We start from the raw sequence: 13,249 nt of genomic DNA, 5'->3' as shown, positions 1-13,249 counted from the left end.
CGTCGATCCCCTTACCATGACGCCTGCGTGGCTCAGCGACGCGTTACAGGCCGACGTCCGCGCGTGCGAAGTCGAGCAGATCGCGATCGGCATCGGACTACTCGGCCGGTTGTTCCGCGCTCATCTCGACGGCGACCCCGACCTGCCGGCGTCGGTTGTCGTGAAACTGCCGACGCTGGACACCCGAGCCCGCAAGTACATCTGCGAAGCGGCCGACTTCTATCTACGCGAAGTGCGGTTCTACGAACAGATCGGCACTGCGAATCCGCTACCGCCGGCAAGGCCGTATTTCGCAGCCTTCGACGACGCCACGCACGACTTCGTCCTGGTGCTCGAAGACCTGCAGAGGCTTCGGACCGCCGACCAGACCGTCGGATGCGCCGCGGCGGACGCCGAGATCGTCATCGACGCCATCGCCCGACACCACGCCCACTGGTGGCACAACGATCGCCTGGAGTCGCTGTCCTGGTTGACGCCGTACAACACCGGACCGTTCCCGGAAGTGGCGGTCAGCAACTTCACGGCGGGCTGGCCGGTTTTCCTCGACCGCGTCGGAGCCGAACTATCCTCTGCAGCACGGGATTTCGGTGAGCGAATGCCGTCGCTGATACCGTGGCTACTGACCGAGCTGACACGTCCGCCGCGCACCTTCCTGCACGGCGATCTGCGGCTTGACCAACTGTTCTTCGCCGTCGAAGCCGACGACCCACCGCTGACGGCGTTGGACTGGCAGCTCACCGCGAAAGGTCGCGGCGCCTACGACGTCGGCTACTTCCTGAGCCAGAGCCTCACCGCCGATACCAGGCGCAGCTGCGAGGACCGGCTGCTGCAACGGTACACCGAGCGTCTTGCTGAGCACGGAATCGGTTACCCTGCAGAACAATTGCGTCACGACTACCGGCTGGCCACCGCGTGGTGCTTCAGCTATCCGGTGATCGGCGCTGGCCGAATCGACATCGCCAACGACCGCCAATTGAATCTGCTCCACTCGATGCTCGACCGCGCCGTCACGGCGATCGAGGACCACGACGGCTTCTCGCTGAGGCCGGACTGACCATGGTCGAACAGCGCCGTCGGTGCGCGGCATGCGGTACCGCCAATGAAGAGGACGCCCGGTACTGCGAGGGGTGCGGCGCGTCAATGGCCCGCGTCTGTGTGACATGTGGCGTGGAGGCCAGCGCGACCGCCCGCTTCTGCCGCGGCTGCGGAGCGCCCCTGGAAAGCACCGTGGCACAGGATGTTCCGGATGTGGGTCCGGTACGTAAGACCGTGACCGTCATGTTCGCCGATCTCGCCGGGTCGACCGGTTTCGAGGAGAAAGTCGACGCCGAAACTGCCCGCGAAGTCATCGGTCGCTACCACGACCTGCTGCGGTCGACCGCGCGACGGCACCGCGCCGGCGTCACGAAGTACATCGGCGACGGGTTCATGGCGGTCTGGGGCGTCCCCGAGATCGGACCCGACGACGCCGCCCACGCCGTGGAAGCCGCGGTCGATCTGCAGGAGCGCTTCGTCGACCTTGCCGAGCGGGTGGCCGCCACCCACCGTGTCGACCTGGCGCTGCGCGTCGCCGTGAACACCGGGGAGGTCGTCGTCGGGGCCGGCGACGCCGACCTGGTCGGCGATGCGCTGAACGTCGGCGCCCGACTGGAGGCCGAATGTCCGCGCGGCCACGTCGTGGTCGGTGAGGAGACGTGGCGCTCGACCCGCGGCCGGCACACCTACGAAGCGCTCGGCGAAGTGCCGGTGAAGGGCCGCACCGCGCCGGTGGCGGTGTACCGATGGCTCGGCCGCCGCTCGGAGACCGACACCGCGCCGTTCGTCGGACGGTCCGATGAGATGCGGCGACTGGTGGCCGTCCTCGACGACGCCATCACTGCACGCGCGGCGCGAATGGTCACCGTCGTCGGCGATCCCGGCGTCGGCAAGAGCCGATTGGCCGCCGAGTTCATCGCGGCTCGAAGCGACGCCCGTGTCGTCGAGGCGCGCTGCGACATCGAAGGAACGGTCGCGCTCGCCCCGCTGATCGAGACGCTCCGCGACCACGATCTCAAAAGCGATGTTCCCGCAGACATTCCCGAGCGCGACCGACTCCTGCGCGACCTCAACGGTCTGGCCACCGGTGTAGCGGGCTCGGTCGAAGAGAACTTCTGGGCGCTGCGCCGGCTCATCGAGGTGTTGGCCGCTGACGCGCCGGTGCTGGTGGTCTTCGACGACATCCAATGGGCCGACGCCCTGCTGCTGGACTTCATCGAGCATCTCGTCGAGTGGGTGCAGGAGACGCCCGTGCTGGTGCTGGCCCTCGCCAGGCCCGAGCTTCGCGAGATGCGACCCGATCTCGTGACCGCCAGCCGGTGGGTGGCAGAAGCGGTCCATCTCGACGGCCTGGACGCGGCAGACACCGCGGAACTGGTGGTCAAGGTGCTGGGAACGACCGCCCTACCGAGCGACCTCCTGGGAAGGCTGCCGTCGTCGACCGGTGGTAATCCGCTGTTCCTCCGCGAGTTGATCGGCATGCTCGTACACGACGGAGTGCTCGTCGAACAGCCGAGCGGGTGGCGGCTCACCATCGATGTCGACGCCATCTCCATTCCGCCGACCATTCAGGCGCTGCTGGCGTCGCGGCTGGAACGCCTCGACGCCACCGATCGGCGCATCCTCGAAGTCGCGTCGGTGGTCGGCAGCGACTTCTCCCCCGCGGCTGTCGGCGCGCTCGCCGGCGGTTTGCGCGGAGTCATGTTGTCGCTCAACCGGCTTCGTCTACTCGAGCTGGTGCAACCGAGCGGGTCGTACATCGGTGACGAGCCGGTTTGGCGCTTCCACCACGTGTTGATCCGGGACGTCGCCTACCGTCGGCTCCTGAAGTCGGACCGAGCGGATCTGCATGAGCGGCTTGCCGACTGGGTGGATGCGGGCGGGCCCAGCGCGGCTTTCGACGCCGACGAGATGATCGCCCGGCATCTGGAGGCCGCACACTCGTATCGAGCCGAACTCGGCTCGCCGCAGGCGCATTGCCGCGAGCTCGCGTTGCGCGCCGCCCGTCGGTACGCCGTTTCCTCCAGACGTGCCCTCGACCGCGACGAATTGGTGTCGGCCGGAACTCAGGCCGCCCGAGGCGCAGCGCTGGCGGCCGCCGACGACGCGGTGCACGCCGAGTTGCTGCTCATCGGCTGCGAGGCCTTCCTGTCCGCGGGCGACGTGGCGGCGGGAGCGCCGCTCGTCGACGAACTGGACCGGATATCCGGAGATACGTTGGCGCCGTGGGCAATCTGCTACCGGTGTCAGTTCCTGGTGTACACCGAGCCCGAGCGGTTGCTCGAGGTGGACGAACGCCTGCAGAGTGCGATCGACGAATTCGGCCGCCGCAACGATGCAGCGGGGCTGGCCAAGGCGCATCGCGTCCGGGCCGGCGCACGGGCCCGTCTCGGTCGGATCGGCGATTGCGAGGTCGACCTCTTCGAAGCGCTCATCGCGGCGCGGCGAAGTGCGGATCATCGACAGATCACGGCCGCGTTGGGCGCCGCCCCCAGCGCGGCGCTGTGGGGGCCAAGCCCGGTGCCGAAGGCGGGCGGCCGGTGCCTGGACGTGGTCCGGATGCAGCGAATGACAACGGCCGCACCCTCACTGGAGGCCACGTCGTTGCGGTGCCTTGCGGTGCTGGAGATGTTGCGCGGTCGGCCGGACAAAGCGCGCACGATGCTCGCCGACGCCCGCCAGGTGGTCGCCGACCTCGGCCTGCGGCACGGGCTGATGGAAACCGAACTGTTCGCCGGCATCATCGAGTCGATGCAGGGCGACTTCGTCGCCGCCGAGCCCCACTTCCGGACCGCCCTGGAAGGTCTGGACGCGCTCGGCGTCGGCGCTGACGCCGGCCAGGCCGCGGCGTTGCTCGCTCGATCTGTGCTGGCGCAGGGTCGGGTCGACGAAGCCGACCGGTACGCCACGGAAAGCGAGCGCCTCGCGGGCCGCAACCTGAAGACCGCGATCGCCTGGCGCGCAGCGCGCGCCGAGATCCTCGCCGCCCAGCGCAGGTACGATGAGGCCGCCGTGATGGCGCGCGATGCGGTGGCCGTCGCCGCGGGAACCGACCTGGTGCTCGACCACGCCGAGGCCTGCCTGGTGCTGAGTCGCGTGCTCGAGGCTGCCGGAGATGGCAAGGGCAGCAGCGTTGCCCGTGCGGACGCTGACCGGTTGTACGCAGCCAAGGAAGTCGCTTCAGGCCTGGGCCGGCCCGTCGACCAGGCCGCCCCTCTGAGTGTCGAACCGGTGGCGGCGTCGCGACTGGCGGTGCGGAATCGGGCAAGCGAGAAACTCGATGCGGTGTGGCAGGCGTACCGCACTGGCGACGTCGACGGCGCGGTCGCCGACTTCTCGGACCATTTCGCCTATGACGACCGGCGGCGCTTCGGCGGGTACCCGGTGATGGGTGTCTCGGGGATACGCGCGGCTGCCGAGCGCGCTCGCGACCAGTACCCATACATAAAGTGGCGCACACTGGCCGTCCGTGGCGAGCGCCTCGAGTTGCGCTGGATCCACATGTCCGATGACGCCGGTAACGAATCGACGACGTTGAACGTGTTCGAGGTCGACAATCCCGAGCAGGTCGACTATTGGGGCCGCTTCGACGAGGACGACTTCGAAGGCGCCTACCGCGAGCTCGAAAGTCGCTATGCCACAGGCGAAGGCGCAGAATTCGCGACAGGAACGGCCGCCTCGACGGAAGTCACGATGCGCATCAACGCCGGCGACTTCGACCGGGTGTTCGGTGAGTTGCTGACACCGGACATGCGCGTGGAAAACCGCACTATGTCTGGCTTTCCCGACCGCTCACTGACCGACCTGCGGGCGGCCTTCGGACAACTCAATGAGATGGTCACCTCTGCCCGCATGTGGACGTCGGCAATCTGCTGGCTGTCGCCTGCCTGCGCCGTCACTCGGGTCGATCGGGAGGCCGTCGGGCCAAACGCTGAGAAATTCGCGTGGACACGGCTGATTGTGATCGAGGTCAGTCAGGGCCGACTCGGGTCGATGTGCGAGTTCGAGGTCACCGACGAGTCGTCGGCGTTCGCATATGCCGAGGCGCGGGTCCGAGCGTCGAGGTCGCGGGTGGCGATGACCAATCGGGCCAGTAGAACCAATGAGCTTGCCTGGCAGGCGATGCGGAACCGTGACATCGATGCGCTGATGGCGATCTACGCGGACCAGTTCGTGTACGAAGATCGGCGTCGCCTCGCCGGTGATCCGGTAACAGACCACGCAGGCATGCGTGCGGCCGTCGCGCGTGTCCTGGACCAGTACAGCGATTTCGAGATGCGGGTACTGGCTGTGCGCGGCGAACGTCTCGAACTGAGTTGGAGCCGTTGGTCGGACACCACGGGCAACCAGACGACGTATCTGCATGTGCACGAATTCGACGGCGACGGCCGGGTGGTCTATGACGGCCGCTTTGACGAGGACGATTTTGAGAGCGCCTATCGCGAACTCGAACGCCGCTACTACGCAGGCGAGGGCGCGGCATTCGCCGCGGCCGGCGCCGTGGCCACTGACTATGTGATGGCCTACAACCGAGGCGATTTCGACCGAATGCTCGAAGAACTCACGACGCCCGGTATGCGTTTCGAGAATCGTTCGCAGTCAGTCTTTCCCGATCGCTCGATTGCAGAGTTCCGCGCCAGCATCGAGGAACTGTCTTCGATGGTCACGCGCGCGCGGCAATGGCATTCCGTCATTTGCTGGCTGTCACCAACCTGCTGTGTCACCCGTTCTGAGCGGGAGGCCCTCGGCCGAGACGGCGAGCAGTACAGGTGGACTTGGATCTACGTCAGCGAGATCCGCGACGGTCAAGCGACCACCTTGTGCCAATTCGACATCGACGACGAGCAGGCGGCGTTGGCCTACGCCGACGAACTGATGCGGGCGAGCACCAGCAGACTAACGGTCGCCAACCGGGCGAGCCGGACCATGCGAACATTGGTCGCGGCGATGAACGCCAACGATCTGGAAGCCACGCTGAAGTGCCTATCCGACGGATTCACCTATGACGACCGCCGACGACTGGCCGGCGCTCCCCTCGGCGACTCTCGCGCAGCGATGGCGCGAATCCTTGCTCAATATAATCACTTTGAGATGAGGACGATCGCTGTTCGAGGGCAACGTCTGCTTTTCTTCTCGAGCCGCTGGGCGGATGATGCCGGAAACGCGACGAGCCATCTGCATGTCCAAGAAATCGATGACGACGGACGCATCGAATACGAGGCCCGCTTCGACGAGGACGACTTCGTAAGCGCCTACTGCGAACTCGAACGCCGCTATCACGCGGGCGAAGGCGCGGCGTTCGCCGAGTCGGGGGCTTTGCGAACCGAGTGGATGGTGGCATTGAATCGAGGCGAGTTCGACCGGCTCACAGGTGAGCTCGCAACGCCGGACGCGTGGCTGGAGAACCGGTCCGGTTCGGCGTTTTCAGATGGTTCGCTCGCCGAAGTTTGCGCCAGTCTGGAACAGCTCGCTGAGATGATGGCGTCGGTTCGGACATGGAGTTCGGCCGTGTGTCCGCTCTCGCCGACGTGCTTCGTGTCCAGGCAGGAACGCGAGGCCGTCGGCAAAGACGGTGAAGAGTACAGCTGGACGCGGATCTTCGTGACCGAGGCACGCGACGGCCGATTGGCGTTCTCCTGCCAATTCGACATCGACGACGAAGAGGCGGCGTTCGCCTACGCTGAGGAAAAGGCGCGGACCACCGCATGCCGGTTGGCAGTCACGAATCGGGCCAAGCTGACGTGGGATGCCGCGAAACGGCGGATGCAAGCGCGCGACAGCGCCGCCGCGGCCGCTATGTATGCCGAGCAGTTCACGTATGACGACCGACGGCGGCTCGGCGGCCCGCCGATCGACGACGTACGGACGGCCCAGCAGCGCATCTTGGAGCAGTACGACCGGTTCGAGGGCCGCAGCCTCGCGGTCCGGGGTGAGGGCCTGCATCTCGGCTGGACTCGCTGGTCGAACGACTCCGGGTTCGAGACGTCGTATCTGATCGTGCACGAGGTCGACGAGCATGGCCGGTTCGTCTACGAGGGCCGCTTTGACGACGACGATTTCGAAGGCGCCTATCGGGAGCTGGAGCGTCGCTATTACGCGGGCGAGGGTGCAGGTTTCGCCGAAGCGGGTGAGGCCCAGACCGAGTGGCTAATCACCTTGAACAGCTCGGCGGCCACAGCCGCCATGTCGCGAACATGGCTCTCAGCCCTGTTGTGGGTATCGTCCGCGTGCTGCGTCAACCGCATCGAGCGCGAGGCCGTCGGCCGCGACGGCGAGCCCTATACGTGGACGCGGCTCATTGTGGTCGAGTTCCGCAACTCACAGATGACCCTAAAGCGTGAATTCGACGTGACGGACGAGGCCGCGGCATTCGCCTATGTCGCAAAGCGAGCTAGCGTTGAGTCATGACCACACCGGCCCCCAAACTGCAGCTCACCAACGACGAGTGGCGCAACAAGCTGACCCCCGAGGAGTACCACGTCCTTCGCGAGGCCGGCACTGAGCGGCCCTTCACCGGTGAATACACCGACACCAAGACCGAAGGCGTCTACGAGTGCCGGGCCTGCGGCGCCGAGTTGTTCCGCAGCAGCGAGAAGTTCGAGTCGCACTGCGGCTGGCCGTCGTTCTTCGACCCGGCCGACTCCGACGCGGTGATCCTGCGCGCCGACGACTCGCTAGGCATGCATCGCGTCGAGGTGCTGTGCGCCAACTGCCACAGCCACCTCGGCCACGTGTTCGAGGGCGAGGGCTATCCGACGCCCACCGACCAGCGCTACTGCATCAACTCGATCTCGCTGCGGCTGGTCCCGGCGACCTAATCCCAGGGCCGAACGTTCCGTAATGCTCGAATTTCCGCCGGCGGTTTCACGCTGTGATTGCAACAGCGGGTGGTTTTGACGGGTTTGAGAGTAGTTCGTCGAGGGTTTCGGCTGGGGTCTTCCAGCTCAGGGTTTGCCGGGGCCGGTTGTTGAGCTTGGCGGCGACGTAGTCCAGATAGTCTGCCGGGAAGATCGACAAGTCGGTGCCTTTAGCAAAGTATTGGCGCAGCAGTCCGTTGGTGTTCTCGTTGGTCCCGCGCTGCCATGGTGAGTGCGGATCACAGAAGTAGATATCTAATTCCGTCGCTGCGGCGATAGCGGCGTGATTGGCCATCTCTTTGCCTTGATCCCAGGTCAGTGTCTTACGCAGAATCGCCGGCAGCTGAGCCATTTTCGCGACGATGGCCTCTTGCACTGCCAGGGCACCGTGGTCGTCAGGCAGATGCAGCAGCAGCACGAACCGAGTCATGCGTTCGACCACGGTGCCGATCGCCGAACCCGATGCGGTGCTACCCATGATCAGGTCACCTTCCCAGTGGCCGGGTACGGCACGGTCTTCGACCTCCGGTGGACGCTCGCTGATGTTGACCATGTCGCGGATTTGCCCTCGGCGCTGGTTACCGCGTCGTTGAGGCTTGCGCAACGCCCGCCCAGTGCGTAGACATTTGTGCAGCTCACGGCGCAGATTTCCTTTACCCTGCACGTAGATCGACTGATAGATGGTCTCGTGGGACACCCGCATCTCCGCATCGTCGGGAAATTCGATCGGCAGCCGGTTGGCGATCTGTTGAGGACTGTGGTCGTCTAGCAGCCGATTCTGCACCTCAAGGTGCAACCGTTCATTGGTGGCCAGCTTGCGCGGTTTCGGGCGTCGAGCCCGCGCGTGAGCACGCGCCTGTGCGACGCCGGCCCGATACCTCGGCGTGGCATCCCAGCCGCCGTGCCGTTGCGCCCCGAACCGGTACCGCGAACGATATCGTCCACGGCAGAACGCGTTTCGGTCGATCTCACGCATGACCGTCGAGGCCGGGCGGCCCAGCCGCCTGCCGATCTGCCGAATGCTTTCCCCTCTGGCAATGCCGTCTTGAATTTCGTTACGTTCGTCTTCGCCCAGCCGCGACCACTTCCGCACACCGGTCTCATCAGGAAATTTGGGTCTCACCCCGCCAGCATCGGCAAACCAGCGCCAGCCGGTGCGCACCGACACACCGACTGCCTGCGCCGCCTCCACCACCGACGTGCCATCGCCGACATGACCCCAGAACTGACGACCAACACAGGCATAACGCGACGGACGCATCAACAACTCCTCAGCTAGGAGCCGTTGCAATCACCCCTTGAACCTGAGGCCGAAATTTCGAGCGGTACGGAACGTTCGCGGCAATAGGGGGCTGCGGGTCAGTCGACGCGGGCGGCGTGCACTTCCCAGAACGGCATGTGCATCCGCCCGTCGGTCAACCACGGTTCGATGACACGGATGCGTTCCACCAGCGGAGCTATCTGCTCGGCCGCCTCCGGGTTGCGCGCCGCCATCATCTCGAACGTCTCCAGGCTGATGTTTCCCTGATACGTCGTCGGCCCCAGGTAGGTGATCTCCCACCCCGCGGGCGGCAACACCTGGCGGAAGTCGTCCTCCGACAGTGACCGCGGCATCTTGAAGCCGTTGACGTTGTGCGCGCCGAACTCGAACATGAACAGCCGCGCGCCGGGCTTGGTGACCCGGTGCAGGGCCTGCGCATAGGACCGCTGCAGTTCGGGCGCGTCGCTGAACACGTGATAGAAGGCGCAGTCGACGACGGTGTCGAACCGACCGTCGAGACCCTCGAGCTTGGTGGCGTCGGCCACTCGGAAGTCGACCGAAACGCCGGCCTTGGCGGCGTTCTGCCTGGCGCGTTCGATGGCCGCGGGCGATGCGTCGATGCCGGTGGCCGACAGCCCCTTCGATGCGTAGTGGATCGCGTGGTGGCCGGGCCCGGTGCCGGGGTCGAGCACCTCGCCCTTGATCGCGCCGAGCGCCACCAGTTGCTGCACGACGGGCTGCGGCCCGCCGATGTCCCACGGCGTGGCGGCCGGTAGGCCGTGCGACGTCCGCTCGTCGCGATACATCTCGTCGAAGCGGTTCGGATCTGACGGAGCAGTCATGCCGCCGAGGATAGGCCGACTAACTTAACGCGCCGGTCAGAGCGCAAATCGGCCGCCGACCGGCCTCGAACGGTCCGAAATGGAGCTAACTAATATGGCACGGGATCTGGTTGACTAGGCCCAAACCAACCCCCAAGGACGGTGTTGAGCACTCCGACTATCGCCCCCGCACCCGCCGCGGCCAAGCCACCGCGACACGGCATAGCGAAGTGGATCCGCCGGTTGGCGGTCCCGATCATCCTCGGCTGGCTCGCGCTGATCGTTTTCCTGAACGTGGCCGTGCCGCAGCTCGAGGTCGTCGGCGAGATGCGGTCGGTGTCGATGTCTCCGAAGGAAGCGCCGTCGGTCGCCGCGATGATGCGGATCGGCAAGGTCTTCGAGGAGTTCGACTCCGACAGCTCGGCCATGATCGTGCTCGAGGGCGACAAGCCTCTCGGCCCGGACTCGCACCGCTTCTACGACGAGATGATCGCCAAGCTGCGGGCCGACAAGAAACACGTGCAGCACATCCAGGACTTCTGGGGTGACCCGCTGACGCGGGCAGGTGCGCAGAGCGAGGACGGCAAGGCCGCCTACGTGCAGGTCTACCTGGCGGGCAACATGGGCGAGGCGCTCGGCAACGAGTCGGTCGCCGCAGTGCAAAAGCTCGTCGAGAGTTTGCCCCCGCCGCCCGGCGTCAAGGTCTTCGTCACCGGCGGTCCCGCGATGCAGGCCGATCAGGAGCGGGCGGGCAACAGCAGCATCCGCACCATCGAGATCGTCACGATCCTCGTCATCATCACCATGCTGCTGTTCTTCTACCGCTCGATCTTCACGGTCGTGCTGGTGCTGTTGATGCTGATGCTGGGATTGTCGGCGACCCGCGGTGTGGTCGCGTTCCTCGGCTATCACGACCTGATAGGGCTGTCGACGTTCGCCACCCAGTTGTTGGTGACGCTTGCGATCGCGGCCACCACCGACTATGCGATCTTCCTGATCGGCCGATATCAGGAGGCACGCACAGTCGGCGAGGACCGAGAATCGGCCTTCTACACGATGTTTCACGGCACCGCCCATGTGGTGCTCGGTTCGGGTATGACGATCGCGGGCGCGACGTTCTGCCTGTCGTTCACCCGGCTGCCCTACTTTCAGACGCTCGGTGTCCCGCTCGCGGTCGGCATGGTCGTCGGTGTGTTCGCGGCGCTGACGCTGGGCCCCGCGCTGATCACCGTCGCAAGCCGGTTCGGATTGCTGGAACCCAAGCGCGCCATGCGAATCCGATTCTGGCGTCGGTTGGGGGCGGCCATCGTCCGATGGCCGGGGTGGATCCTGACCATGACGGTCTTCCTCGCGCTGATCGGCCTGCTGACCCTTCCCGGCTACGAACCCAGCTACAACGACCGCAAATATTTGCCAGCCGATCTGCCCGCCAACCAGGGCTTCGCAGCGGCAGAACGGCACTTCCCAGTGTCCCGGATGAACCCCGAAATGCTGCTGGTCGAAACCAATCACGACTTACGCAACTCGGCGGACTTCCTGGTGATCGAGCGGATCGCCAAAGCTGTGACGAAGGTGCCAGGCATCGGCCGGGTGCAGGCGATCACGCGGCCCGAGGGCAAGCCGATCAAGTTCAGCACGATTCCGGCGCAGATGAGCATGAGCGGCACCTTCCAGGAGATGAACCGCGACTACATGAACAACGTGATGGCCCTGATGAAGGTGCAGGCCAACGACATGCAGAAGACCGTCGACACGATGGACCGGATGATCGTGCTGATGGAACAGATGAGCGCGACGACACACAGCATGGTCGGCAAGTCCAACCAGATGGCCGTCGATGTCGCCGAATTGCGGGACCACATATCCGATTTCGACGACTTCTTCCGGCCGATTCGTAACTATCTGTACTGGGAACCGCACTGCTTCAACATCCCGGTCTGCTGGTCGCTGCGGTCGACCTTCGATGCGCTCGACGGCGTCGACACCATGACCGACGACTTCATGGGTCTGCTGCCCGACTTGAACAAACTCGACGCACTCATGCCGCAGATGATCGCGACGATGCCGCCGACGATCGAAACGATGAAGAACGCGCGCGACATGATGCTGAGCATGCAGTCCAGCCAGTCGAGCATGCAGGATCAGCAGCACGAGATGAACGAGAACCAGACCGCGATGGGGGACGCGTTCAACGACTCGTTGAACGACGACACCTTCTACTTGCCGCCAGAGATCTTCCAGAACAAGGACTTTCAGCGTGGGATGGACAACTTCATCTCCCCCAACGGCCACGCCGTCCGGTTCATCATCTCCCACGAGGAAGACCCGCTGTCTGCCGACGGCATCAAGCGCATCGACGCCATCAAGAATGCCGCGTTCGAGGCCATCAAGGGCACCCCGCTGGAAGGCTCACAGGTCTACATCGGCGGCACCGCATCGACATTCAAGGACATGGAGGACGGCAACCGATACGACCTGATGATCGCAGGCGTCGCCGCGCTGACCCTGATCTTCATCATCATGCTGCTCATCACGCGCGGTGTCGTGGCCGCGGCCGTCATCGTCGGCACCGTGGTGCTGTCGCTGGGCGCGTCGTTCGGCCTGTCGGTGTTGTTCTGGCAGCACCTGTTGGGCATCCAGCTGGAGTTCATGGTGATGGCGATGGCGGTGATCATCCTGTTGGCCGTCGGCGCGGACTACAACCTGCTGTTGGTGGCGCGAATGAAGGAAGAGATCCCTGCCGGGATCAACACCGGCATCATCCGCGCCATGGGCGGCAGCGGCTCAGTCGTCACCGCTGCGGGACTGGTCTTCGCCTTCACCATGATGTCGATGGCGGTGAGCGCCATGGTGATTGTCGCCCAGATCGGCACCACCATCGGCCTCGGGCTGCTGTTCGACACATTGGTGATTCGCGCCTTCATGACACCGTCGATTGCGGCGCTGCTCGGCCCGTGGTTCTGGTGGCCGCAGCGGGTCCGGTCGCAACCGATGTCGGCGCGGATGAGGCGGTTGGCCCGCGCGCGGGCTACGGGATTGGTGCCTGGGGGTTCGAGTCAGGTCCCTCCCCCGCGTACAGGGGCGCAGGGCCGGTGATGGCGGGCACCGCCTTGGTGATCGCCGGCTTCGACGGCGGCGTCGACGTGGTGGCGGCGCTTGAGTTTCCGGCCGCGGTGACGTCGGCGCCCTGGGTGTAGATCACCGCCCCGCCACCCAGCACGATCAGGGCGCCGCTACCAACCACCGCGGCACACAACCGCAATCGGTGAACCGAT

6 protein-coding genes and 1 pseudogene are annotated in these 13,249 nt (G+C 65.3%); 5 read left to right on the top strand and 2 right to left on the bottom strand.

The window, feature by feature from the left end:
* Nucleotides 1-16: 16 nt before the first annotated feature.
* The 4 genes and pseudogenes from C1A30_RS18285 (at nt 17) to msrB (ending at nt 7,853) form a co-directional block, all read left to right on the top strand.
* The gene (locus tag C1A30_RS18285) at nt 17-1,054 is read left to right on the top strand and encodes an ecdysteroid 22-kinase family protein (protein ID WP_235009968.1); all 1,038 of its coding nucleotides are present in this window, start codon (nt 17-19) and stop codon (nt 1,052-1,054) included.
* 2 nt (nt 1,055-1,056) lie between these two features.
* Nucleotides 1,057-1,197, top strand: a pseudogene (locus tag C1A30_RS36075) (zinc ribbon domain-containing protein); the annotation flags it as partial.
* A 30-nt stretch (nt 1,198-1,227) separates the two neighbouring features.
* Nucleotides 1,228-7,443 carry an AAA family ATPase gene (locus C1A30_RS18280; RefSeq protein WP_235010095.1) on the top strand — a complete coding sequence of 2,072 codons (6,216 nt, stop codon included), beginning with the start codon at nt 1,228-1,230 and terminating at the stop codon, nt 7,441-7,443.
* Entirely contained in the window at nt 7,440-7,853 is a 414-nt protein-coding gene (msrB, locus tag C1A30_RS18275; RefSeq protein WP_101949586.1) for a peptide-methionine (R)-S-oxide reductase MsrB, read from the top strand. The genes C1A30_RS18280 and msrB overlap by 4 nt, the downstream gene beginning before the upstream one ends.
* A 46-nt stretch (nt 7,854-7,899) precedes the next feature.
* On the opposite strand, the gene C1A30_RS18270 is transcribed toward msrB, so the two are convergent.
* Both C1A30_RS18270 and C1A30_RS18265 read right to left on the bottom strand, forming a co-directional pair.
* Nucleotides 7,900-9,153 (bottom strand): IS30 family transposase, encoded by a 1,254-nt coding sequence (locus C1A30_RS18270; protein ID WP_235009817.1) that lies wholly within the window; start codon nt 9,151-9,153, stop codon nt 7,900-7,902.
* 98 nt (nt 9,154-9,251) lie between these two features.
* Nucleotides 9,252-9,995, bottom strand: coding sequence for a class I SAM-dependent methyltransferase (locus tag C1A30_RS18265; protein WP_101949585.1), 744 nt, complete (start codon nt 9,993-9,995; stop codon nt 9,252-9,254).
* 144 nt (nt 9,996-10,139) lie between these two features.
* Between C1A30_RS18265 and C1A30_RS18260 the strand changes: the two genes are divergently transcribed.
* Complete coding sequence (locus tag C1A30_RS18260; protein ID WP_235009967.1) at nt 10,140-13,070, top strand: RND family transporter; 2,931 nt, start codon at nt 10,140-10,142, stop codon at nt 13,068-13,070.
* Nucleotides 13,071-13,249 lie beyond the last annotated feature (179 nt).

Source organism: Mycobacterium sp. 3519A, from assembly GCF_900240945.1.
Classification (GTDB): domain Bacteria; phylum Actinomycetota; class Actinomycetes; order Mycobacteriales; family Mycobacteriaceae; genus Mycobacterium.
The sequence above is the reverse complement of the archived record's forward strand: the minus strand, read 5'-3'. Positions and strand labels throughout refer to the sequence as shown.

Coding starts and splice junctions, on each gene's coding strand:
- C1A30_RS18265 (WP_101949585.1), bottom strand. CDS start 9,995: ATGACTGCTCCGTCAGATCCGAACCGCTTCGACGAGATGTATCGCGAC.
- C1A30_RS18270 (WP_235009817.1), bottom strand. CDS start 9,153: ATGCGTCCGTCGCGTTATGCCTGTGTTGGTCGTCAGTTCTGGGGTCAT.
- msrB (WP_101949586.1), top strand. CDS start 7,440: ATGACCACACCGGCCCCCAAACTGCAGCTCACCAACGACGAGTGGCGC.
- C1A30_RS18285 (WP_235009968.1), top strand. CDS start 17: ATGACGCCTGCGTGGCTCAGCGACGCGTTACAGGCCGACGTCCGCGCG.